This is a genomic window from Roseofilum reptotaenium CS-1145 (assembly GCF_028330985.1).
GTDB lineage: Bacteria > Cyanobacteriota > Cyanobacteriia > Cyanobacteriales > Desertifilaceae > Roseofilum > Roseofilum reptotaenium.
On record NZ_JAQMUE010000052.1, the window covers coordinates 1 to 22,930 of the forward strand.

Below are 22,930 nucleotides of genomic sequence, written 5' to 3' on the forward strand. Positions count from 1 at the left end.
ATCTTTGGTCTCCGAGTTATTTTGCTATTTCTTGTGGAGGTGCGCCGATAGAAAAGATTAAGCAATACATTCAACAACAAGGAGAAAAGCCGCCCACAGCGAAGCTAAAGGGCGGGGCTTGAAACCCAATTTTTGGGTCAAAGTTGCTATACTCGAGGAAGAGAACCAGCATGGGAGGAACCTGCTGATGCTTACGTTAATTGCTTTGGATCATCCTTCAGTCGTTGCGATGAGCATTGAAGGCAAGATTGAGCGCGAGGACATCGAGAAAATTAGTCAAGCGATTGAAGAGAAACTGCAACACTCTCCCCATTTACAAGCCTATGTGGAAGTCAAGCAATTGGGATGGATTACCCCTGATGCCTTGCTAGAAGATTTGAAAATTGGTTTTAATCACTTTAAGGATTTTGATAAAAAAGCTGTGGTTTGTGATGCTAAGTGGATTAATTCTTTACTGCCTTTAGCTCGCCGCTTATTTCCTTCCTTAGAAGTGGTCTGTTTTGGTTGGTCAGAACAAGAACAAGCACGTCAGTGGATTCTCAAGGAGTGATAAGTCAGCTCAAAGGTGGCTACAATGCCCTATTTATTAGACATCTCCTAAAATTAGGCTGTAACCCTACCGGGGTTTTAGGAGATGTCTATTACGCTTATCTGGATCTAACCGAGTTGATTGCCTCGTTTGTATTGGAGATAGGCAGCTACAAATAAACCAGCGAGAGTAATGGGAATTAAGCCCAGCACGATACCGGAAATTAGGGGTTCTACCATGGGTTTATGTTCTCCTTGTTAAGAGTGTGATGATAACGGTGTGTTTTCTATCCTATCGCTTCAGGAGCAGGTAATAAAGCTCTCCGTTGGAGTTGGTTAACCCAGCCCGATCGCCGGCTTCGCGTCCTGTCCCCATAAATACATCCACCCGTCCAGCTCCTTTAATGGCACTTCCGGTATCTTGATCGAGGACAAACCGACTCACTAGAGTGGGTTCTAGCTGTCCGAGTGCATTGGGTTCGGGAAGGGGCGCATGAATGAGAGCTAGAGCGCCTGGAGGCATAATCGATTTATCGGTGGCAATAGATCGCCAAGCCGTTACCGGAACGCTTAAATTCCCAGTCGCCGCTTGTCCCTGGGTTTCCTTAAAAAAGATAAAACTTTGATTGCGGGGTAAATACTCGTTCATCTGTTCGGGGAACTGGTGGAAATAGTCGATGAGTTTCGGTAGCGTCAACGACTCTAGGGAAAATATGCCGGCATTCACCAATTCTTTGCCAATACTGGTATAGGGATGATCGGTTTTCCCAGCATACCCGACGGTCATGACCTGGCCATTGGGGAGTTGGATCTGGGCAGAACCCTGAACATGGACTAAAAAGGCTTCCAGGCGATCGCCAAGCCAAACAATTTCTGTTCCTCTCAGGGGACTTTGCCACCCTAGGCCATTTTCTCCTTCGAGTTGGCCACGAGTAGGATGGGGTTTACTCCAGTCTTCAAAGTCACTGGGACGAGCATAAAGGGGATACCGATATTCGGCGGTTCGGGTGAGACTTCCAGCGTAGGTGGGTTCAAAATAGCCGGTAAACCCGACGGTTCCTTGGCCATCATTGCCCACGGACTGATACCAGGTAAACTCGCGCTTCACTGCTCTCTGGAGTTCTGCCTCGCTGCGGGAAGCTACCAGAAGCTGGCGAAAGCGAATCAAAGACCGACGAACGCGATCGCGGGTAATGTCTGGATGGTTTAATTTTGTATAGTCTTCGATCGCCTTGGGGGTTTGCAAATACTGCAAACTATAATCAATGGCCCTCAAGAGCGCTCTCTTATCTCCAGAAGGGCCAAACAGGCGATCGTCCCAACCTAGATTACTCTCTACGCTCTGGGTGACTTCTAATACATCACCCGCAGGGGAGGGTAAGGGAGTTTGCCCCCAAAGTGGAGGCATCCAACTGAGTCCAGCCGCTAAAATTAGGGAGGTGACGAGGGGTTTCATAGAGAGTGTTAATCATCCATAGGAGTTCGATCTATACTGCTGGTATACACCGGTTCTACCCGGATTGCTAGGATGCTATTAGGTCGAATGACCATGTATTCCCCTTCTGTCGTTTTCATGGGTACACTGACAAACTCATCACTGTCTCTTTTCTGCACTACTTCGGCAGCGTACCACTTCTGAAAGTCTTTAATGGTCGGAAAGCGTACCACTTCTCGGTGTCCTCCACTCATGAGTAAATGGACGGCATATTCATCTGGAGTTCTAGGCATGATTGTAGGATTTCAAAATAACTCACCAGACACTATTATGAGACGCGATCGCACTAAAATCACGATTTGGCGATCGGTGAATGAATAATAGTCCCTTCCGACTACAATACGCCCTTAGAGCTGGGAATTGTACTCGCTCGCCGAGGATCGATTTCCAGAGCCATTCTCATGGAACGGGCAAAAGCCTTAAAGGTCGCTTCAATAATATGATGGGAGTTGATGCCATCGAGTTGACGGATATGGAGCGTCATTTGGGAATGGTTGACCACCGCAACAAAGAACTCGCGCACCAGTTGGGTGTCATAGGTTCCCACTCGTTCTGTGGGAAGAGATAAACCGTAACTCAGATGGGGTCGTCCCGAAAAGTCAAGGGCAACTTGAACGAGGGCTTCATCGAGAGGGGCAATAAAATGACCAAAGCGGACGATCCCCTTGCGATCTCCTAATGCTTTTGCCAAGGCTTGACCGAGGGTAATGCCTACATCTTCATTGGTATGATGATCGTCAATCTCCCAGTCTCCCTGAGCTTCTACTTCTATGTCAATCAGTCCATGGGATGAAATTTGATGCAGCATATGGTCTAGAAATGGGATTCCGGTTTTGGCGCTACATTTTCCTTGACCATCCAAATCTAACCATACCGTAACATCCGTTTCCCCAGTTACTCGATGAACCGAAGCCGCGCGATGGGTTGCATTATCAGTCATTTCATCCCATCTCCTTATTCAATTAAACATCTGTTTCAAATACAGCCAAACGTAGTCGCTCTGCTGACTCTTCTATCTCGGCTAAAGATTCTAGAGTAACGACTACACTGCGCTCAATTCCTAAGATCTCTGCTGCTTTAGCCACTGCTCCTTTTTCTTGCTCGTGGTAAACTCCATCGGCCCGAGACATTTTGATGGCTTGGTACAACATCGAGCGGCGGAAGTTCATAGGAAAACCATAACTTATTCCGCTCAACAGTTCTTCAATATTAGCGCTTTTCCAATCTAAATTGCGGAGAGCTTCAAGATATTCTTGGGGTTCATCGGTCAGTATGGTTTGTTCATCAAGATACCATTGAAGTTCTGCCTCCGCTAGTTCACCATCCGATCCAGCGATCGCCATCAAAGCACAGCTATAGTTTAAAGCCACGTCCATATCAACGGGTTGGCTTATCTTGTATCTACGCCGAGCGTATTGACTCGGTTCAAGCATTTTTCCCATTTTCATTCTCCGTTATCTTCAGTTTAGAATTGCTGTTTAACGCTATCATGATAGAGAATATTTTTCTATCTGCTTTAATATTTCTCAACATTGGTTGGCATTTTCGATCGAGTCTTAAAATGAAGAGAAGCTAAAGTTAATGTTTTAATTTCGTCAAAAAGCCCTGGATATTCTCCGTTAACAATTTCAATCAGTGTGCTAAACGCCCCTGGGTATACCATAACTGAATAACCCCGCTTATTCAAGCAAGCAAATACAGCAAATTCCTCTAAAAAATATTCGCAAGATTGAACGATCTTGTACTTGATTAATGCTTGGTCTCGATCGTTGCTTTTCCTTCTATAATACTTACGTGAAAATTCTTCAACAGATGAACGAAAACTCGCATTACTTTCAAAACAAGTTTGAAGAAGCTTATAAAACTGTATATAATTTTCTGAGGTCTGAATTTGGCTACAAGTCTCAAATGTAAATTGAGTCTGTTCTTGAAAAGCATAGAAAAGATGTTCATTGTCCTGAATAAACGCACGCCCCATTTCTAACGCTTCCATCAGTGCGATATCTGGCTCAAGTGACTTTGTGGTTTCCAACGTGATCCGATGAATGCTATCTCCAACTAAGACAGCACAGTAGCGAAATCTCCTGGAGACCCACTCAATTACAGCCTTGAGCTTTTCTGGCGTAAAATTTTTATTCTCAAGACTGACTCCCAAAAAACAAGAATCCAATTGCTCAAAACGGCTTCTTGCTGAAGGAGGAAAAACACTATCTACTTTAGCTCGATAGGCTTTGCGATCGCTCATTTCCATCTTTCTCTCAATTTCTAAAGGGGTTTATTCTTAGATTCACTCGTAAATCATCGATCTCGATTCTCCTTTTGTGGCTGCTATTTCTGAGAATGTACAACCTTTTCGCTGTGTGTAAGTTGGGTTCGTTGGTCTGTAGCGCAGCGAACTCAACCTACGCACATTGACTAAATGTCAACTATTGACAGGGATCACATGCCCATGACTTCATATCCGGCATCTACATAAATAATCTGTCCGGTAATACCACTGGCGAGATCGCTACAGAGAAAGGCGGCAGTATTTCCAACTTCCGTTTGCGTCACCGTGCGTCGGAGGGGAGCCGTTTGTTCTACATGCTTAATCATATCCAAAATTCCGCCAACGGCTGAAGAGGCTAAGGTGCGAATGGGGCCAGAAGAAATGGCATTGACGCGAATATTTTGGGGTCCTAACTCAGCAGCCAAATAGCGCACACTCATTTCTAAACCGGATTTGGCGATACCCATGACATTGTAATTGGGGATCACCTTCACTCCTCCCAAATAACTCAGGGTGACAATGGAACCCCCTTCAGCCATACAGGACTTAGCCTGAGCGCATAACTGAGTTAAAGAATAGGTACTAATTTCCAGCGCTTTGAGAAAACCAGAGCGTGTCGTGTCGCTAAACTCTCCACTCAGTTCGTCTTTACCCGCAAATGCTAAAGAATGAATCAGAATATCCAGATGTCCCCATTCCTTTTTCACTGTCTCGAACATCTCGGCCACCTGATCGTCATTCTGTACATCACAGGGCATAAATAGACTGGGGTTGAGGGGCGAAACTACATCTTCAACTTTTTTACGGTAGCGGTCTTTTTCGTCAGGCAAATAGGTAATTCCTAAGTTAGCTCCAGCTTGATGCAGTTGTTGGGTAATTCCCCAAGCGATGGAGCGGTTATTGGCAACTCCCAAAATCAGCGCGTTTTTTCCAGTTAAGTTGAGCATAATAGTTTGATCGTCGATAAAATCTAGCTGAGATACCCCACCAAGGCGCAGAATGCTCCTTTGTCGGGTCTATTGGCATCATCTCATACAGACTGACGACCCGATCTCGGTTGAAGAGATTTTTTTGCGTCGAATTTTCCACGAACCGGCGCAGATTCGTTAAACTCATACCTATCTATCCCTGACGAAGAGAGCACCTTGAGTTAAAAACTCCGTTAAATTTCTTTTAAGGCCAGTAGTGGAAGGTGATAGACTGCTCACCAGATCACTTGGTTGGAGAGCGAGATTGCTCCGCAATGCTATCGCGATCGCACAGTCACACATTAGAAGTAAGGCAATATGATACTCAGTGATGACAAACCCTTAGCGGCTATGTTTCGCCAAATCAGTGGCGGTGGTTTTCCCCCAGTGGTGGAAAGCTTTGAGCGTGGTAAAACGATCTTTTTTCCGGGCGATCCAGCCGAGCGGGTTTATTTTCTGCTCAAAGGGGCGGTTAAGCTCTCTAGGGTTTATGAAGCTGGAGAAGAAATTACCGTGGCTCTGCTCCGGGAAAATAGTGTCTTTGGGGTGTTGTCCTTGATTACGGGCCATCGCTCAGATCGGTTTTACCATGCTGTGGCGTTTACTCCAGTGGAATTGCTTTCCCTGCCTATCGATCGGGTAGAGAAGACGATTCGACAAAATCCAGATCTGTCGATGGTGATGCTACAAGGTCTTTCTTCTCGGATTTTACAAACGGAGATGATGATTGAGACTTTGGCCCACCGGGATATGGGATCGCGACTGGTGAGTTTTTTGTTGATTTTGTGCCGAGATTTTGGCATTCCTGCGGAGGATGGGATTACCATCGATCTGAAGCTGTCTCACCAAGCGATCGCCGAGGCGATCGGTTCTACGCGAGTAACAGTAACCCGTTTGCTTGGTGATTTACGGGCCGAAAAAATGATTTCTATCCATAAGAAGAAGATTACGGTACATAATCCGGTAGTTTTGAGTCAACAGTTTGCTTAAATTCTACTCAGGGATGAATTCTAGTGTTTTGGGCGATCGCTTTGACAACAATGGGCTAGGCTATATCTGGATCTTGGATCGTTTCTAGCTACCCATGACTATTGGCATTATTCTGATTGTCTCGATTTTATTTTTAGGGGGTTTACTCGCTACCCTGGGCGATCGCCTAGGTACAAAAGTGGGTAAAGCCAGGTTAAGTTTGTTTAATCTTCGCCCCCGACAAACTGCCATTTTAGTCACGATTGTTACGGGTACCTTGATTTCCGGGTCTACCCTAGGGATTCTGTTTGCCATGAGTCAGCCCTTGCGCCGAGGCATTTTTGAGTATGATGAAACCCAGCGTAAACTCCGTCAAGCCCGTCGAGACCTCCAGTCTACTGAAGCTCAAAAGGCACAAATTGAAATTGACTTAGCTCAGGCACGAGCAGAACGGGAATTGGTAGAGCAAAATTTAGATAATCTCAATGCCAGTTTGCAGACCGTTATTACTCAGAAGTTGGCAACAGAAGACAATCTCAAAAAAACCCAAGCTCAGTTAAAAGAAGTTCAAAATAACTTTGAGCAAACCCAAGGCCAGTTACGAGACATTCAAGATAATTTTGAGCAAACTCAAGGCCAGTTGCAGGAAATCATGGGTAAATTTCAACTCGCCCAAGATCGACTACAAAAAGTAACAGTTCAAACCGAAACTCTACGGTCGGAATTAGAGCAATTAAGGGAAGAGCGGCAAGAACTCATTCGTCAGCGTGATGAGGTTCGGTCTCAAATTGCTCAACGGGATGCAGAAATTGCGGATCGCAATGAGCTAATTGCCGAGCGCGATCGGGAAATTGAGAATCAAAATAAGGAAATTCAAGATCGCAATCAAGTGATTGAAGAGCGGGAGGTGCGATTAAAGGAACTGGAAAAACAACAAAAATACTTAGAGCGACAAGTGAGAATTTTTGAGCAATATTACCAAGATTACCAAGATTTACGACAAGGGAATTTAGCCTTACTTCGAGGACAAATTCTGGCTTCTGCGGTGCTAGAAGTGCTTGAGGATCGAGGTTCCGTGCAAGCAGTCAATCGGTTATTGGAAATTGCCAATCAATTTGCCAGAGAACAGGTGAAACCGGGAACAGGAGAGTTGAATGAGCAGGTTATTCAAGTGACTCCAGAACAAGTTGAACGGTTACAAGAACAAATTTCCGATGGTCAAGAATATGTGGTCAGGTTGTTATCCGCAGGCAACTATATTCGCGGGGAATCGAATGTGGAATTTTTTGCAGATGTGGCGTTAAACCAAGTGGTTTTTGAAGCGGGAGAAGTAATTGCCACAGGAATAGCAAATGGTGCAACGATGAGTGAAGAAGAATTACTGGAACAAATCGGAATTTTGATTGAGTCTTGTCGCTTTCGGGCTCGTCGAGGTGGGATTTTAGAAAGCCGCTTACAAGTGGGAGATGGCTCACCAGAGACGTTGATAGATTTTGTGCAGAAAATTCAAGAGAACGCGACGCGGATCACAATTCAGGCGATCGCCTCGGAAACGACTTATACCGCAGGCCCGCTGCGGATTGATTTAGTGGCTTTTGCCGATAATGAAGAAGTGTTTCGTACTTCTTCACCAGCATCTCCGTAGAGAAAGAGGCGATCGCACTCAACCCCTATCTGCAATACCACTTGCTAAAATACCCAAAATTTTATTCACATCTTTGAGATAATATTCACTTACATCAATACTCAAGATGTTGGCATCTAATTTCAGGAATTGCCAAATACTCCCCGTCGTTACTGCACCGTAAATGGTGCTTATCTGATGATCTGGATTTTCAAGCTCTAGTTCATGACTAGCATTAAATATTTGAGCAGCTACCATTGCTGCCGCACATTGACCTAAACCCGCATTAATATTTTCTTTCTTCGCTTCCACCACAATAATAACGGGTGCTGTCACAATTAGAAGCTCTGGAGATTGGGTAATAATAAAGTCGCAAATACCATTAAGACCTCGTGTGTCATCCACGGTGAAATCAACTCCAGAAAACAGATTGATTTTCTCCTTGAGCTGCCGGCGTAGATCGACTAATATGGGTGAAATAATTAATTCAGAACGGGCTTTTTCGCTATTACTGCCCAAGGCGATCGGCTGATTATAAGTTAAAATATCAATCAGTAGATCGCTCGCTGTCAATTCTGGAGATTCGGCAAAAATATTGCTTTGCTCGAATGTGGTTAAGCCAAAATCTTGTTTTACTTTTGCTAAGGTAAATTCACGATAAGACATGATATAACGAAAAGTCCAGAACTTAGGGTTTAGAATGGGGCTAATTCTAGGGTGAATCCGGGTAAAACTGTTTCTCCTGATAGCGTAGTGGGTAATTGAACTGTTTCTATCGGTTGATTGGGGCGATAGATTTCGACTTGTTGGTTTTGAGGGTCGATGAGCCAACCCAGTTTTAAGCCAGCATCTAAGTATTCCTGCATTTTCTTTTGCAGTTGAGTCAAAGAATCGCTTCGCGAGCGCAATTCTATGACAAAATCAGGGCAGATGGGAGCGAATTTTTCTTGTTCTTCTAAGGTTAAGGTTTCCCAGCGCTGATTGGCTATCCAAGCGACATCAGGGGAGCGTTTGCCACCATTGGGTAAGACAAAAACCGTGGAGGAGCTAAAGACTTTCCCCAGTTTAGTTTGACGGTTCCAAATCACAACATCAGCATTTAAATCGGATTCTCGGTTGCCACTGATAGCTCCAACAGGGGGCATAATTACTAATTCTCCTTGGGCGGTTTGTTCGAGTTGATATTGTGCGTTGGTTTGGCAGAGTTGATAGAATTGTTCATCGCTTAAGTGAACTGCTTTTAGGTTTAAGGTAATGGGTTCTGAGGTAATCATATCAATAAATTAGACATCTTGTATAAGTAGGTAAAAAAGAAGAAAATCGAAAAGATGCAGAGGTGTAATCGCACTCAAAAAAAGAGCGCGATCGCACCCTGGCACTTAGGAAAAATTGATAACCTCAAAAGGTTCTTTGTCATCGATCAAACAAAAGAAAAAATCAGAATCAAAAGTTAAAATTATCTGACTCTTAACAGACTCAGTAGTTACCACTAACGTAGCATCGGCCAAATCCATTGGACGGTCTTTATACTTAGCCATTAATTCAAATAAAGGAGGATAATCTAACGATGTTGGACTTCCAAAGTAAAAACTTTTATAGTCATCAATCACCTCAACTTTTTATCATCAAATAACTGCAATCTATTATATAGAATTTTTCAGCCCAACTGAGGTTAAGAATTGATCTTGCGAGAGGATGTGGCGATCGCCCTCCCCTTGACAGCAGCAGCAGGGGGCGGAAGTTGCGATCGCACCCAAGCTTGCACCTGGTACTGAAGCCGATTGAGTAAAATTTTCCATCCCGGATCAGTAGAGGGAGCGGGAGGAAGCAGGGGTAAAGAGGGTTGATGGGGTTTGATATAGGCGCGAATATGAATGCCAGAATAAACCGTGGGATCGCTACAGCAGGGGCATTCCAGACCTTCAAATATCACCCGATCCTGTTTTTGAGCTAGTTTTTCCGATCCGGTTAAATAGGCAAATAGATCTTGAGGGTGCAGGGTTTGCAAAGGTCGTTTACAACTGCTACACCAAAATCGAGGATGCGATCGCACTCGTTTCATGACTGCGGTAGAAAAAGGAATACTGATTAATCCACCGGAAATAAAAGCCGCTAATGTGGCTAAACCGGAGGGCCCAGTTATAGACTGTACGAGAATAAAGACTAAGGGTAGAGCAACTAAGGCAGTAGACCAAAGGACAACTTCTGCTAAATCGGAACTTAAGAGTACAAAGCTAATAAAAGTAGCGATACACCCAATCATTACCAGGATCGCCACTCCCACATAGGCCGTAGGAGAAACGGCTGCTACCAGTAACATTAAGGAAGAAACTAGACAAAATGATCCCCAATAAACTTGTTGATAGGCTTGACTATATTTCGGCGTGCCTTTATACGGATACCAGAAAAAATCAATCGGTTTTTGGGAACGACCTTGGGGTTTAATCAGTACCGGTACTCGACCGATGCGATAGGCTTTAAAGTACATCAGTGCAGAAAGCACAAATCCCAAACTGGTCACCAGGCCAATCATACCCAGTTGTAAGGGAATAAAAGCGATCGGGTTTGGGAAATGTTCAAGTCTGAGCAGTCCGGTTAAACTGAAATCAGTCATATGAGGATTCTGGTCTAGAGATCTCTTGAGGGTGTAGCTGAATTTTAAGAGAATTTGGGGATCAGTGCCAAATTTTAATCAAGTTGGTGTTAAGTTTTGGGAGTTTTGAGCGTGGTTGAATATCCTATTCCTACTTTTTTTGACCCTGATAAAGTCTCTGAAGTTTGGCGAGTCCCTTATCAGGAACGGGCAGATCGGGCGAGATATTGGGCGCAAGAGCAGGGTATTCTGCCAGCATCTGACGATCGCCTGCGGGTTTGCCTCTTGGCGATCGATGTACAAAATACCTTTTGTTTACCAGAGTTTGAGTTATTTGTTGGCGGTGCATCAGGAAAGGGTGCGGTGGAAGATAATCAACGCTTGTGTGAGTTTATTTATCGCAACTTGGGAACTCTGACGGCGATCGCTCCTACTCTCGATACTCACACAGCGATGCAAATCTTCCATCCTCTCTTTTGGATCGATGAAACTGGAGAGCATCCTACCCCTGCGGTGACTAACATTACCTTAGAAGCGGTTCAGGAAGGGCATTGGAAAGCGAATCCGGCTGTCGCTCAGTCTATTATGGGCGGCGATCGAGAAGCTCTACAAGCCTATGCCTTGCATTATGTGCAAACTCTCAGCGATGAGGGCAAATATCCGCTTACAGTTTGGCCCTATCATTCCATGTTAGGAGGCATTGGCCATGCCTTAGTTTCTTCGGTGGAAGAGGCGATTTTTTTCCATAATTTGGTGCGCCATAGCCAAACCTTGTTCGATTTAAAGGGCAATCATCCCTTAACCGAGAATTATTCGGTGTTGCGTGCGGAGGTATTAACGGGGGTGAATGGGGAAGAAATTGCTTCTAAAAATGAGTCCTTTCTCAATACCCTCTTCAGTTTCGATCGCCTGATTATTGCCGGTCAAGCCAAAAGTCATTGCGTCGCGTGGACAGTTTCTGACTTACTCACAGAAATCTTAGCCCGCGATCCCCAGTGGGCGCAAAAAGTCTATCTCTTGGAAGATTGTACCTCTCCCGTCGTTGTCCCTGGAGCAGTCGATTTTACGGAACAAGCCAATGCCACATTTGCCCGATTTGCGGCTGCGGGAATGCATCGAGTAGAGTCTACTCAACCGGTCGAGAGTTGGCCTCAGTGGTGAGCCAGAAATGGGAGAATAGGAGAATGGGGATTTTTAAGAGAAAAACCGTTTATAGATTACCAATTATTATCCCTTCTCGATTTCGCTCAAAATCCGACGCTGGGAGGGTGTGAAAATCACCCCTGAGTTCAAAATTGCTGGATTGCTTACCCAGTCTGCTTTAGAGCGTTTTTAATTGTCGAGGGTGCGTCGGACCAGACAGGGTAAGGGTTTCAGCGATTTCTACTTGCTTTTTAGTGCCGGGAGATCTATGATTAGAGGTGAGCGTCGGAAATGCACCTTGAAAACTGAATACAGTAAGGGTCTCAGGAGCCAGCAGTTGAAATCGACCTAAATCCCTATTAGGGATTGAAACTCAGGTAGACAAAGTGAGGTTAAGCGCCTCCCATTAGTTGAAATCGACCTAAATCCCTATTAGGGATTGAAACTCTTGCCATAAGAGATTTAATGATGTCAAATCAAGAGTTGAAATCGACCTAAATCCCTATTAGGGATTGAAACACTAACAAGCTTTTATCCTCATGCTTATGAAGAAGTTGAAATCGACCTAAATCCCTATTAGGGATTGAAACTGCCCCCACCAGCCGAAGCGAACAGCAAACCCACGTTGAAATCGACCTAAATCCCTATTAGGGATTGAAACAGATTATGATAAGTCAAATGCGGGCAAAGCCCAACCCCTGTTGAAATCGACCTAAATCCCTATTAGGGATTGAAACGAAACATTCAGAATCAAATGGGAGGTTGATTGGGAGTTGAAATCGACCTAAATCCCTATTAGGGATTGAAACCCGGCACCAGATTTTCCGGATGAATTCCTAGAAGGTTGAAATCGACCTAAATCCCTATTAGGGATTGAAACGCGTATGGACACCTTTTCATCACCATTGATATGTTGTTGAAATCGACCTAAATCCCTATTAGGGATTGAAACGGGAAATTCTCCTTTCGGAGCGCTCGGTGAAATTCTTGGTTGAAATCGACCTAAATCCCTATTAGGGATTGAAACATTAAATTTTATTTCCATTTCAAAGTTCCACAACCCATGTTGAAATCGACCTAAATCCCTATTAGGGATTGAAACCAACATTATTTGGGACATAGAAATATCAGGAACACCTTGATAGTTGAAATCGACCTAAATCCTATTAGGGATTGAAACATACTCGCTCAACCCATTAGACTTGATAAGAGGTTGGAAGCAAAATCCCGATGAGGAATTGAAACTGATGTCTGACGTAATTACAGCTCAAGTGAGCGATCGCATTTGCAAGCATATGAATGAAGATCATGGCGATGCGATCGCCCTATACGCCCAAACATTTGGCGAAATGCCTTTAGCCAGCAGCGCTAAAATGGAGGCGATCGACCCTGACGGAATGGATATCACCGCTCAGGTGGAAGGACAGCCAGTTTCCTTGCGGATTACCTTCGATCATCAATTGGTGGACTCTGAGGATGCTCACCAAACCTTAATCGCAATGGTGAAACAAGCACGACAAAAGCCTTCTGCTTAAGTTGAGTTCGCTCACTCGATGACCCAACCAACCCCCCATTTTGTGGAGAAAATGATAGAATTTGTAAAGTTTTGTATCATTTCTCCTCTCAAATCGGATTATGCGACTCGATTCTAGCCCACCTTTATCCTACGATCGCCAACAGTGGAGCCAAGGTTATCAATCTCAACCCCATGAATACGACTATTGGATCGAAGACATAGAAGGCGAGATCCCCCAACAGTTAGAAGGAACCCTGCTACGCAATGGCCCCGGATTATTAGATATTGGTGGATATCCGATCGCCCATCCCTTTGATGGAGACGGTATGGTGAATGCGATCGCCTTTAAGGGAGGGCGCGCACATTATCGTAATCGCTATGTGCGTACCCAAGGATATATCGAAGAACAAAAAGCCGGTAAACCCCTATATCGCGGTGTCTTCGGAACCCAAAAACCCGGTGGATGGTTCGCCAACCTGTTTGACTTGCGGCTCAAAAACTTAGCCAATACCCATATTATTTATTGGGCGGATCGCCTTTTAGCTCTCTGGGAAGGAGGACAACCCCACCGTCTCGATCCCCAGACCTTAGAGACGTTAGAATTAGACGATCTTGACGGTCTTTTAAAAACCGGTCAAGCCTTTTCCGCCCATCCCAAAATCGACCCGTATGGCGATCGCAGTAACCCCTGTTTAGTCAACTTCTCCATTCAACCCGGTTTAAACAGTCAACTAACCATCTGGGAATTCAACCTTAAGGGTCAACCCCTACGGCAAAGTACCCACGAGATTCCTGGATTCTGCTTCATCCATGATTTCGCCATTACGCCTCAATATTATCTATTTTTACAAAATCCAGTATCCTTTAATCCCTTTCCCTTCTTATTCGGACTGCTTGGCCCTGGAGAATGTATTGACTTCGATCGCCATAATGTAACCAAGGCATGGGTGATTCCACGCCAAGGAAATCAACGGATGAAAATGATAGAAATTGACTCTGGGTTTGTGTTTCACCACGTCAATGCCTTTGAAGAAAAGAACCAAATTATCCTAGACTCAATCGGCTATGAATCCTTTCCAGAAGTTGAGCCTGGCAGTGATTTTCGGTATACAGACTTTAATCGACTTGCGCCTAGCCAATTATGGCGTTTTCGACTAGACTTGACCAAAAAAAGAGGTGATCGCCAACTCTTAGAATCTCGGTGTTGTGAGTTTCCCCAGATTCATCCCCAGTGGGTAGGTCAATCCCATCGCTATGTTTATCTAGGAGCCGCACATCAAAATCGGGGTAGCGCTCCTTTACAAGGGGTTCTCAAACGGGATAACCAGTCCGGAGAAACACAATTTTGGAGTGCAGCTCCCCATGGTTTTGTCAGTGAACCCATCTTTATTCCTCAACCTGGATCGGATGTTGAAGATAAAGGTTGGATTATTTCCGTTGTTTACCAAAGCCAAAACCATCGCTCTGATATTATTATCTTAGATGCAGAAAACCTAGAACAAGAGCCAATCGCGCGACTCCATCTACAACATCATATTCCCTATGGGTTACATGGAAGTTGGATACCCAACCAACAACTCGGAATCAGTTGATTCAGGGGTATAAGTCACGTCTCATAGTCAATTCAAATAACAGTGAGATGTTTTTGTAGGGGCGAAAAAACTTTTGCCCCTACATATACCGTTCTTGTAGACTCTCTTAGAGTGTCTCAGTTTTAATTGACTCAACTCTAAATTCAGTTTGATTTAGTCACGCTCTCTTGTTGCTCCCTTTACAACCAAGGATTAAAGAAAGGCAAATTAAACAGCCCTATCTTTTATAGCAGAGAACGGGAGAGTTATCCCATTTCTCTATGATGATGCGCTTTAACAAGGGGCCCCCAGCCCCTTGCCTCCCAAGGATCGATTAATGGCAATCTTAAAGAGAAATGGTATTAGGACATTTTCTATTTCCTATTGCCTAGAGCTTCGCGCTATATTCCCAGTGGTGTAGAGGGTATTTGTGAAAGTTGCCTCTCTTTTTTCTTAAACTCTTGTAACTGCTGATCGATATCATCTCGGACAATAGTGCGATAAACCATAAAGTGTTCTATATGGGCGCAAACAATTAAGTAATGCTCTAAAACAGCAGGATTATGGCGCAGGATTGAAAATAAGTGATGCCAGAATTTCCAACGCGTTTTCCGTTGAAATCCTTGTCGCCAAATAATAATACTTAGAGCGCGCACATCCTTCCAATTCGGAACTTTTCCTGGAGGCGTAGCTTTAGGCGCTCCTAATTTGAGGAAACAGCGATAGGTGCGATCTAAAAACACTTCAGGATCGTATAAGTTCCAAAAGGCTTCCACAAATTCCTGGGCAATTTCTTCAATGGGACGCGTGGGAATAAAATTCATTAAATTCCGTTGATTTACATCCTGCTTCCCATCATAAAAGAGCCGTCCTTCTTTTTCTAACCGATCCCATAACGCTGTTGTGGGTAAGGCTTGTAACATGCCAAACATGGCTGTAGGAATCGCCGCTTGTTCAACAAAGCGAATAATGCGATCGGCGGCTCCTTTTTTCTCTCCATCGAAACCAATAATAAAGCCTGCCATGGGGCGCAAACCATGACGAGTAATTGTCTCAACAGCCTCTGATAGAGAGCCTCGTGTATTTTGAAATTTTTTAGTTAAGGTCAAACTGTCTTCATCAGGGGTTTCGATGCCTAAAAAGACCGCATCAAAATAACACTCGCACATTAAATCCATTAATTCTGTATCTTGCGCTAAATCAACGGAGGCTTCGGTGTTAAAACGGAAGGGATAGTCATGTTCTGCTTGCCAAACTTTGAGTTCTTTGAGCAGTAATTTAACATTGCGTTTATTACCAATGAAGTTGTCATCGACCATAAACACGCCTCTGCGCCAACCCAATTCATATAAATAGTCGAGTTCTTTTAAGAGTTGCTGAGGTGATTTGGTGCGGGGTTTGCGACCATAGAGGGTAATAATATCGCAGAATTCGCATTGAAAGGGACAGCCACGGGAAAATTGCACAGACATGGAGTCATAGGCATCCAATTCGAGTAGATCGTATCGGGGAATGGGGGTGATGGTTACATCGGGTTTTTCGGTGGCTCTAAAGATGCCGCTAGTTTCGCCTCTTTCTAAGGCTTCGACGAGTAAAGGAAGGGTGATTTCTCCTTCATCTAAGACAAGAAAATCAGCTCCGGAAGCTTGCAGTTCACCCGGTACTGAGGTCGGATAAGGACCGCCAACCGCTACTAATTTTCCGCGTTGTTTGGCTTCTTGAATTTGGTCAATGATGTCTTGTTTTTGAACGATCATGGCGGAGAGGATCACGAGATCGGCCCATTCCCATTCTGCTTCGGTGACGGGACGCACGTTGCGATCGCATAATTTGAATTCCCACTCTTGCGGTAAAATACTGGCTACAGTAATCAGTCCTAATGGAGGAAACAACACTTTGAGGTCTACTAAGTCCAAGAGGGTATCATAAGACCAAAAGGTTTGTGGAAATAGGGGATAAATTAATAAGACCTTCACGCTGTATGCTGCCCTCACACCAAAAATAACGACTACAGCTTAGTTATAACAAGAAAATTAAGATTCCATCCGATCGCCCTTGGAAACTCCGATCAAACAGCGCTATGACTCTTGAACCCCAACTGGCTTCTCCCCAAAATCGGATCGCCTGTCATGCCGATCCAGGATTTATTGAATGGCTCTCCAAGGCTAATCATAGTCTCATTTTAAGCACCTATCAAGCCGGTAGCGTAGCGGCGATCGGATGGAATGGACAGCAGATTAATTTATTATTACGCCAGTTTGATAAACCCATGGGGTTAGCTGTATCTGGTAACCGTTTGGCGATCGCCACCCGTCATCAAGTGATTATCTGTGCGAACTCCCCCACCCTGGCAACCGACTACCTCGAGCATCAACCCGGTCGCTATGATAGCCTCTATCTACCTCGCGTTAGCTATTGGACGGGAGACCTAAATATCCATGACCTCAGTTTTGGCCAAGATGAAATTTGGATCGTCAATACCCGATTTTCCACTCTAGCCACCCTCAGTCATGAATTTAGCTTTGTTCCCCGATGGCAACCCCCGTTTATCACTGAACTTGCACCCGAAGATCGATGTCACCTCAATGGCCTAGCCATGGTTAACGGAAAACCCAAATATGTCACGGCTCTAGGTAAAAGTAATACCGTGGGAGGATGGCGACCCCATAAAGCTACAGGCGGCATTATTCTAGACGTAGAAAGCAACGAAATCATCCTTGAGGGTCTATCCATGCCCCATTCTCCACGATGGTATCAGGGTTATTTGTGGACGCTCAACTCTGGCACTGGGGAACTGTGGCGTATCGATCCCAAAACCCACACTTATGATATCGTGTGTGCTTTACCGGGCTTTGGTCGCGGTTTAGCCTTTGTGGAAAACACGGCATTAGTCGCCTTATCGCAAATTCGAGAAACCGCTATTTTTGGTGGTTTGCCCCTGCAAACTCGATTTCCGAGTTTAGTCTGTGGTGTAGCGCTCATTGACTTGAAAACTGGAAAATCGATGGGCCGCTTAACCTTTTCCAGTGGCGCTCAAGAATTGTATGATATCCAAGTTCTTACTGGAGTCAATCGACCCACCCTGTTAAATTTGGAAAAACCAGCGACTCGCCAAGCCTTTAGTGCTCCTGACTTTGCCTATTGGTTGCGTCCTTCTTCGGAAAGGGGAGAGTATAGCGATCCGCGATAGCGCAAGTTTGGGTACTTTAGGGGAAGAGGCAATCCTGTGAGCGATCGCTGACGCGAGATAAATGCTCATTTGATAAAATCTCAAAATCCTCTCACCTGTAATGATTAAACTCTGTGGTGAGGTTCTCCAAAAGAGAAATCAATTGATAATATTGACTCCAAATAGATTACCTCATCATCCTTGCATTTACCCTTATATTCCCCTAGGAGAGAAAACTAATGGCTGTTAATCCGGTTGGTTCAGAATTCCAAGTTAATACGACAACAGCACGCGTTCAACAACTTCCAACGATCGCCATAGACAGCGATGGTGATTTCGTCGTGACCTGGACAAGCTACTTCCAGCCAGGAGATGATCAATCTGGCGTATATGCTCAACGCTACAACAGTGCGGGAGTAGCTCAGGGTGGCGAATTTAGAGTGAACACCTTTACGGATAACTTTCAATATGAGCCAACGATTGGGATTGACTCCGATGGGGATTTTGCGATCGCCTGGACGAGCGGTGGACAAGATGGCAGTAGCTACGGAATCTATGCCCAACGCTACAATAGTGCTGGCTCCCCTCAAGGGAATGAATTTCAGGTTAATACCACAACCAATGATAACCAGTCTGCTCCTAGCTTGGGGATGAGTGCCAATGGTAGCTTTGTCGTGTCTTGGACAAGCAATGGCCAGGATGGGAGCGAAGGTGGTGTTTATGCCCAACGCTACAATAGCGATGGAACTGTAGCCGGTTCAGAATTCAGAGTTAATACTACGACCAATGGCTCTCAAGCTTTCCCTTCAGTAGCCATGAATGCCAATGGCAATTTTATTATTACTTGGCAAAGTAACGGGCAAGATGGTAGCGGTGCTGGTATTTATGCCCAACGCTATGACAGTAATGGCAGCGCTGTGGGAGGAGAATTTAGAGTTAATACCTTTACTGCTGACGATCAGCGTAGTCCTTCAGTATCCATGAATGATAATGGGGCATTTGTCATTGTATGGGAAAGTGCCAGTCAAGATGGAAGCCAGGAAGGGGTTTATGCCCAACGCTACGATAGTAATGGTGCAGCAGTAGGCGCGGAATTTCAGGTTAATACCTTTACCACGGGGCAGCAAAAATCGCCCGAAGTCACCATGGAGAATAGTGGTGGCTTTTTTATTACCTGGGAAAGTGCTGGGCAAGATGGCAATGGAGACGGGGTTTACGCTCGGCAGTATAATTCTCAAGGACAACCGCAAGGGGCGGAATTTCAAGTCAATACCGAGACGACCAACGATCAGAACAATCCCGCGATCGCAGTGTCTGATAATGGGCGACTGGCGATCGCCTGGGAAAGTGAAGTCCAAGATGGCGATGCCACAGGAATCTACGCCCAACGCTATCTCTCCAATACCCTGATTGAATTCTCAGAAGCAACCTATCAAGTCAATGAAGATGGCACTCTGGTTAATGGCGAAATTACCCTCAACCGCAGTGGCAACTTAGATGTTACTTCCCAAGTGCAGGTTAATATTACTGGAGGAACAGCCACTGGAGGAGCAAATGGAGATTATAACAATAGTAACTTCCCCCTCACTGTCACTTTTAATCGGAATGAAACCACCAAAACCGTTCCCGTTACCATTCAACAAGACTCAGAAACGGAATCCACAGAAACCATTAATTTTAACCTGGATAACCTCAGTAATGCCGAACTTGGTTCGCAGAGTACTACAGTTTTAGAGATCTTAGATGATGATATTCCCGGTTTGAAGCTCGAACCTCAAACCGGATTAACCACCACCGAAGCGGGGGGAACGGCTAATTTCAATGTCTCTCTCAATACCCAACCCACCGCTGATGTGACCGTTAATCTAACCAGTAATGACACCAGTGAAGGGACGGTTTCTCCAGCCACATTAACCTTTACTTCACAAAACTGGAATGTCACTCAAGCGGTTACTCTTACTGGAGTTAACGATCAAATTGCTGATGGTAATATTGATTATACGATTGCCGTCAGTGCCAGCAGTAGCGATACAAATTACAATACCCTCTCTCCTTCCCAAGTTACTGCCACTAATGTAGATAACGACACGGTTGGTATTACGGTTAATCCAACCACCGGACTGACGACAACGGAAGCCGGAGGCACAGCCCAATTTTCAGTCGTGCTCAATACCCAGCCAACGGCAGATGTGACCATTCCGGTTAGCAGTAGTGATACCACAGAAGGAACGGTTGCGCCCCAAAACCTGGTGTTTACACCAAGCAATTGGGATACCGCGCAAACCGTTACCGTTACCGGAGTTCCCGATAATATTGACGATGGTGATGTGTCTTATCAGGTTCTGCTGGCAGCAGCTACCAGTACGGATACGAACTACAACCGTATCGATCCGAGTGATGTCTCCGTGACAAATGCGGAAGTGGGACGGGTTATTGTAGAGGAAACTGGGGGAAGTACAGCGATCGCAGAAGGCGGCAATACGGATACTTATACCCTACGTCTGAGTCGCCAACCGATTGGTAATGTTATTGTTGGTATTACTCCAGATAATCAATCCACAGCAGCACCGTCAACGGTTATCTTTACTCCTAACAGTTGGAATATCGCCCAAACCGTTACTCTTACAGCAGTCGATGATAATATGACTGAGGGAAATCACAGTAGTACCATTAGCCATACGGTCAATGCTCCAAACGATCCAGGTTATAATAATTCCCCTGTACCAACCGTTACCGCTACCATTACGGATAATGACACTGGATCTCCTTCTCCTGGTTCAGTGAGCTTTGTAGAATCTGGAGGAAGCACGAATTTAACCGAAGGAGGGGCAACGGACAGTTATACCTTGGTTTTAACTCAACAACCGTCTGCCAATGTCACCATTACAGCAACACCCGATAATCAATCGACGGTCAATCCAACGACGTTTACCTTTACTCCTGCAAACTGGAATACACCACAAACAGCAACTTTAAGAGCAGTCGATGATACGGCAGTGGAAGGGAATCATAGTAGTACGATTCGTCATACCAGCACTAGCACAGATGCGAGTTTTAATAATATTACTCTGGCCAGTGTGACAGCGGCGATCGCTGATAACGATACCACTCCCACCCCAACTCCCACTCCCACTCCTACTCCTGGCGATTCAGGAAATAACAACATCTTTGGTACGGCAGGGAATGATGTAATTAATGCAGGAGCTGGCAATGACCAAGTTTCTGGTTTGCAAGGGAATGATATGATCTCTGGTGGATCGGGAAATGATGGCATTAATGGCAATCAAGGCAATGATGGCATTAATGGTAATCAAGGCAATGACCTACTCTATGGTGGTCAAGGCAATGATATTGTTCGGGGTGGTCAGAATGACGATATTGTTTATGGGAACCAAGGGGCAGATCAACTCTTTGGTGACTTAGGCAATGATCTCCTCTATGGTGGACAGAATAATGATACCGTCAATGGTGGCGACGGAAATGATACCCTGAGCGGGGATTTTGGTGCAGACGTGCTTTCGGGTGATTCCGGTGCAGATATATTTGTTTTGCGCACCAGTACGGCCGTTAATCAAATTCAACAAGCTGATTTTATTGTCGATTTTCAAATTGGGGTGGATCGTATTGGTTTAACCGGTGGTTTAACAGCTCAGAATTTGTTAGTGCAAAATGTGGCTGGCAATACGGTCATTCGGATCAATCCATCCGGTCAAATTTTGGGTATTGTGGCCAATACACCACCGACAGCTTTCTCTGTGAATGACTTTGTCCCGGTTAATATTGGCGTGGTTTAAGATGTATTGATTTTGTAGGGGCGATAAATAAATATGCAAGCCCCTACTCTTGAGTCTATTTAGTCGGAAGGCACTTGGTAATCGACTCCTTGAGCCTCCTGGATAGTACGGATCTGACTCCAATCAATTTGATAGTCGATGGGGATAAATTTTTCTTCTCCTGTAGCACTAAATTCGCGCTCTAAGCCCGTTCCTGACCAGTTAAAGGTTAAAAAGGCATTGTCGATCGCCCCCACCAGTTCTGGATCTAAATTGTGGGCATAGCCATAAGCTGCATTGGGAAAGGTTTGGGATTGGTAAAGGGAGCGGAATTGACTACAGTCGGCTTCCTGACGATTGCACATCAGTTGCAGGACATCATTGGCAATGGCGGCTGCTTCATAGGTTTGGTTTTGTACTCCGACGATAGATTTTTCTTGAGATCCAGAAAATACAGCTTTGTAGTCTCGATCAGCTTTGAGGTTATAACCGGCTTCTAGGAGGGCACGGGGTAAAATATATCCTGAATAGGAATTAGCATCCGTAAAGGCTAACTGGCGGTCTGATAGGTTTTCTAGGCTATCGAGAGGGCTGGAGATATGAGTGATAATTTCCATTTCATAGCCAAATGTGCCATCAGAAGCGGCCATCATGGCAAAGGGGGTAAAGCCAGCTTGATTGACGGCAATGGGGACAGTGCTAGTGCTAAATCCGGCAATATGGAGTTGACCGTCTTTTAAGGCTTGAATTTGATCGGCTTTTGACTCTAGAGCGAGGAATTGGACGGGTTTGCCAGTGATTTCCGATAGATGGGCCATAAATTCAGTCCAAACGGATTCGTATTGGTCTGGATTGGGAATCGGCAAATAGGCAAAGATGAGGGTGTCTGGATTAATCCATTCATCAGGGTTGTCTGGGGGATCGGCAACTAGATCTTGATTGCGATCGCAATATTGCCCATCCATCTGTTTGGGGCGATCGCATTCTTCTTGAGTGGTTTGTGCCGTCTCTTCTGGAGTCCCTTGAGATGAGCCGCATCCTGTCAAATTGAGCAGAAGTGCGCCACCGATGAGCAGTAGGGAAACTGGGTTAATTCCTATTCTTTGAGTTGAGTTCATGGTTAAAACATCCTGGAAAAATCAGCCATTATACTTAATCTCTTGTTGATGAATATTGCACTCTGTAAAGAGTCCTAAATTTGTGTAAACAATGCTGGAACTCTGAAAAAACTATGCTATTGTAAACAATATAGACACCAAAGCAAGCAATTAAAGCATTAAATTTGGGTTCTAGAATTGGTGTCTGTCCTCTA

The 22,930-nt window shown here is 44.9% G+C and carries 22 protein-coding genes and 1 CRISPR repeat array; of the genes, 9 read left to right on the forward strand and 13 right to left on the reverse strand.

Annotation, left to right across the window (positions count from 1 at the left end; genetic code table 11):
- Together PN466_RS08450 and PN466_RS08455 are read left to right on the forward strand one after the other, a co-directional pair.
- A partial coding sequence (locus PN466_RS08450) for a transposase (RefSeq protein ID WP_271938734.1) occupies positions 1 to 122 on the forward strand: 122 nt, incomplete at its 5' end.
- A 65-nt stretch (positions 123 to 187) separates the two neighbouring features.
- Positions 188 to 550: a SpoIIAA family protein gene (locus tag PN466_RS08455; protein ID WP_271938655.1), complete on the forward strand. Its 363-nt coding sequence runs from the start codon at positions 188 to 190 to the stop codon at positions 548 to 550.
- Positions 551 to 657: 107 nt separating this feature from the next.
- Here the strand turns inward: PN466_RS08455 and petG are convergent, their stop codons facing one another.
- From petG to fabI, 7 genes are all read right to left on the reverse strand, one after another.
- Entirely contained in the window at positions 658 to 768 is a 111-nt protein-coding gene (gene petG, locus PN466_RS08460) for a cytochrome b6-f complex subunit V (RefSeq protein ID WP_271938657.1), read from the reverse strand.
- A gap of 52 nt (positions 769 to 820) precedes the next feature.
- Complete coding sequence (mltA, locus tag PN466_RS08465; RefSeq protein WP_271938659.1) at positions 821 to 1,984, reverse strand: murein transglycosylase A; 1,164 nt, start codon at positions 1,982 to 1,984, stop codon at positions 821 to 823.
- Positions 1,985 to 1,992: 8 nt separating this feature from the next.
- Positions 1,993 to 2,256, reverse strand: a complete 264-nt coding sequence (locus PN466_RS08470) for a hypothetical protein (RefSeq protein ID WP_271938660.1) — start codon at positions 2,254 to 2,256, stop codon at positions 1,993 to 1,995.
- A gap of 101 nt (positions 2,257 to 2,357) precedes the next feature.
- Positions 2,358 to 2,963, reverse strand: a complete 606-nt coding sequence (gene hisB, locus PN466_RS08475; RefSeq protein ID WP_271938661.1) for an imidazoleglycerol-phosphate dehydratase HisB — start codon at positions 2,961 to 2,963, stop codon at positions 2,358 to 2,360.
- Positions 2,964 to 2,985: 22 nt separating this feature from the next.
- Complete coding sequence (locus PN466_RS08480) at positions 2,986 to 3,471, reverse strand: TerB family tellurite resistance protein (protein WP_271938663.1); 486 nt, start codon at positions 3,469 to 3,471, stop codon at positions 2,986 to 2,988.
- Positions 3,472 to 3,539: 68 nt separating this feature from the next.
- A complete protein-coding gene (locus tag PN466_RS08485; protein WP_271938665.1) occupies positions 3,540 to 4,268 on the reverse strand; it encodes a tRNA-dependent cyclodipeptide synthase in 729 nt (242 codons plus the stop codon).
- Between the two features lie 194 nt (positions 4,269 to 4,462).
- Positions 4,463 to 5,239 (reverse strand): enoyl-ACP reductase FabI, encoded by a 777-nt coding sequence (fabI, locus tag PN466_RS08490; RefSeq protein WP_271938667.1) that lies wholly within the window; start codon positions 5,237 to 5,239, stop codon positions 4,463 to 4,465.
- 339 nt (positions 5,240 to 5,578) lie between these two features.
- Here fabI and ntcA point away from each other — a divergent pair, with 339 nt between their 5' ends.
- Both ntcA and PN466_RS08500 read left to right on the forward strand, forming a co-directional pair.
- Positions 5,579 to 6,250 (forward strand): global nitrogen regulator NtcA, encoded by a 672-nt coding sequence (gene ntcA, locus PN466_RS08495; RefSeq protein ID WP_271938669.1) that lies wholly within the window; start codon positions 5,579 to 5,581, stop codon positions 6,248 to 6,250.
- A gap of 94 nt (positions 6,251 to 6,344) precedes the next feature.
- Entirely contained in the window at positions 6,345 to 7,874 is a 1,530-nt protein-coding gene (locus PN466_RS08500; RefSeq protein WP_271938670.1) for a DUF3084 domain-containing protein, read from the forward strand.
- An 18-nt stretch (positions 7,875 to 7,892) separates the two neighbouring features.
- Here the strand turns inward: PN466_RS08500 and PN466_RS08505 are convergent, their stop codons facing one another.
- The 4 genes from PN466_RS08505 to PN466_RS08520 all read right to left on the reverse strand — a co-directional run bounded on the left by PN466_RS08505 (position 7,893) and on the right by PN466_RS08520 (position 10,467).
- Positions 7,893 to 8,519, reverse strand: a complete 627-nt coding sequence (locus tag PN466_RS08505; RefSeq protein WP_271938672.1) for a hypothetical protein — start codon at positions 8,517 to 8,519, stop codon at positions 7,893 to 7,895.
- A 29-nt stretch (positions 8,520 to 8,548) separates the two neighbouring features.
- Complete coding sequence (locus PN466_RS08510) at positions 8,549 to 9,127, reverse strand: Uma2 family endonuclease (RefSeq protein ID WP_271938674.1); 579 nt, start codon at positions 9,125 to 9,127, stop codon at positions 8,549 to 8,551.
- Positions 9,128 to 9,232: 105 nt separating this feature from the next.
- Positions 9,233 to 9,463: a hypothetical protein gene (locus PN466_RS08515; protein ID WP_271938675.1), complete on the reverse strand. Its 231-nt coding sequence runs from the start codon at positions 9,461 to 9,463 to the stop codon at positions 9,233 to 9,235.
- Between the two features lie 62 nt (positions 9,464 to 9,525).
- Positions 9,526 to 10,467 carry a hypothetical protein gene (locus PN466_RS08520; protein ID WP_271938678.1) on the reverse strand — a complete coding sequence of 314 codons (942 nt, stop codon included), beginning with the start codon at positions 10,465 to 10,467 and terminating at the stop codon, positions 9,526 to 9,528.
- 111 nt (positions 10,468 to 10,578) lie between these two features.
- Between PN466_RS08520 and PN466_RS08525 the strand changes: the two genes are divergently transcribed.
- The 3 genes from PN466_RS08525 (at position 10,579) to PN466_RS08535 (ending at position 14,697) form a co-directional block, all read left to right on the forward strand.
- Positions 10,579 to 11,607: a hypothetical protein gene (locus tag PN466_RS08525; RefSeq protein ID WP_313898562.1), complete on the forward strand. Its 1,029-nt coding sequence runs from the start codon at positions 10,579 to 10,581 to the stop codon at positions 11,605 to 11,607.
- 318 nt (positions 11,608 to 11,925) lie between these two features.
- Positions 11,926 to 12,691: a CRISPR direct-repeat array (repeat unit 37 nt; unit sequence GTTGAAATCGACCTAAATCCCTATTAGGGATTGAAAC).
- Positions 12,692 to 12,836: 145 nt separating this feature from the next.
- Entirely contained in the window at positions 12,837 to 13,124 is a 288-nt protein-coding gene (locus tag PN466_RS08530) for a DUF2470 domain-containing protein (RefSeq protein ID WP_271938682.1), read from the forward strand.
- 100 nt (positions 13,125 to 13,224) lie between these two features.
- A complete protein-coding gene (locus tag PN466_RS08535; RefSeq protein WP_271938683.1) occupies positions 13,225 to 14,697 on the forward strand; it encodes a carotenoid oxygenase family protein in 1,473 nt (490 codons plus the stop codon).
- Positions 14,698 to 15,077: 380 nt separating this feature from the next.
- On the opposite strand, the gene PN466_RS08540 is transcribed toward PN466_RS08535, so the two are convergent.
- Positions 15,078 to 16,652, reverse strand: coding sequence for a B12-binding domain-containing radical SAM protein (locus tag PN466_RS08540; RefSeq protein WP_271938685.1), 1,575 nt, complete (start codon positions 16,650 to 16,652; stop codon positions 15,078 to 15,080).
- A 104-nt stretch (positions 16,653 to 16,756) separates the two neighbouring features.
- On the opposite strand from PN466_RS08540, the gene PN466_RS08545 reads away from it, so the two are divergent.
- Together PN466_RS08545 and PN466_RS08550 are read left to right on the forward strand one after the other, a co-directional pair.
- Positions 16,757 to 17,866 carry a TIGR03032 family protein gene (locus tag PN466_RS08545; RefSeq protein WP_271938688.1) on the forward strand — a complete coding sequence of 370 codons (1,110 nt, stop codon included), beginning with the start codon at positions 16,757 to 16,759 and terminating at the stop codon, positions 17,864 to 17,866.
- Between the two features lie 218 nt (positions 17,867 to 18,084).
- Positions 18,085 to 21,639 carry a Calx-beta domain-containing protein gene (locus PN466_RS08550; protein WP_271938690.1) on the forward strand — a complete coding sequence of 1,185 codons (3,555 nt, stop codon included), beginning with the start codon at positions 18,085 to 18,087 and terminating at the stop codon, positions 21,637 to 21,639.
- A 59-nt stretch (positions 21,640 to 21,698) separates the two neighbouring features.
- Here the strand turns inward: PN466_RS08550 and phnD are convergent, their stop codons facing one another.
- Entirely contained in the window at positions 21,699 to 22,736 is a 1,038-nt protein-coding gene (gene phnD, locus PN466_RS08555) for a phosphate/phosphite/phosphonate ABC transporter substrate-binding protein (protein WP_271938692.1), read from the reverse strand.
- Positions 22,737 to 22,930 lie beyond the last annotated feature (194 nt).

What these genes read in the sequence shown, in the direction of transcription:
- PN466_RS08455 (WP_271938655.1), top strand. Translation starts at nt 188, where the DNA reads ATGCTTACGTTAATTGCTTTGGATCATCCTTCAGTCGTTGCGATGAGC.
- petG (WP_271938657.1), bottom strand. Translation starts at nt 768, where the DNA reads ATGGTAGAACCCCTAATTTCCGGTATCGTGCTGGGCTTAATTCCCATT.
- mltA (WP_271938659.1), bottom strand. Translation starts at nt 1,984, where the DNA reads ATGAAACCCCTCGTCACCTCCCTAATTTTAGCGGCTGGACTCAGTTGG.
- PN466_RS08470 (WP_271938660.1), bottom strand. Translation starts at nt 2,256, where the DNA reads ATGCCTAGAACTCCAGATGAATATGCCGTCCATTTACTCATGAGTGGA.
- hisB (WP_271938661.1), bottom strand. Translation starts at nt 2,963, where the DNA reads ATGACTGATAATGCAACCCATCGCGCGGCTTCGGTTCATCGAGTAACT.
- PN466_RS08480 (WP_271938663.1), bottom strand. Translation starts at nt 3,471, where the DNA reads ATGAAAATGGGAAAAATGCTTGAACCGAGTCAATACGCTCGGCGTAGA.
- PN466_RS08485 (WP_271938665.1), bottom strand. Translation starts at nt 4,268, where the DNA reads ATGAGCGATCGCAAAGCCTATCGAGCTAAAGTAGATAGTGTTTTTCCT.
- fabI (WP_271938667.1), bottom strand. Translation starts at nt 5,239, where the DNA reads ATGCTCAACTTAACTGGAAAAAACGCGCTGATTTTGGGAGTTGCCAAT.
- ntcA (WP_271938669.1), top strand. Translation starts at nt 5,579, where the DNA reads ATGATACTCAGTGATGACAAACCCTTAGCGGCTATGTTTCGCCAAATC.
- PN466_RS08500 (WP_271938670.1), top strand. Translation starts at nt 6,345, where the DNA reads ATGACTATTGGCATTATTCTGATTGTCTCGATTTTATTTTTAGGGGGT.
- PN466_RS08505 (WP_271938672.1), bottom strand. Translation starts at nt 8,519, where the DNA reads ATGTCTTATCGTGAATTTACCTTAGCAAAAGTAAAACAAGATTTTGGC.
- PN466_RS08510 (WP_271938674.1), bottom strand. Translation starts at nt 9,127, where the DNA reads ATGATTACCTCAGAACCCATTACCTTAAACCTAAAAGCAGTTCACTTA.
- PN466_RS08520 (WP_271938678.1), bottom strand. Translation starts at nt 10,467, where the DNA reads ATGACTGATTTCAGTTTAACCGGACTGCTCAGACTTGAACATTTCCCA.
- PN466_RS08530 (WP_271938682.1), top strand. Translation starts at nt 12,837, where the DNA reads ATGTCTGACGTAATTACAGCTCAAGTGAGCGATCGCATTTGCAAGCAT.
- PN466_RS08535 (WP_271938683.1), top strand. Translation starts at nt 13,225, where the DNA reads ATGCGACTCGATTCTAGCCCACCTTTATCCTACGATCGCCAACAGTGG.
- PN466_RS08545 (WP_271938688.1), top strand. Translation starts at nt 16,757, where the DNA reads ATGACTCTTGAACCCCAACTGGCTTCTCCCCAAAATCGGATCGCCTGT.
- PN466_RS08550 (WP_271938690.1), top strand. Translation starts at nt 18,085, where the DNA reads ATGGCTGTTAATCCGGTTGGTTCAGAATTCCAAGTTAATACGACAACA.
- phnD (WP_271938692.1), bottom strand. Translation starts at nt 22,736, where the DNA reads ATGAACTCAACTCAAAGAATAGGAATTAACCCAGTTTCCCTACTGCTC.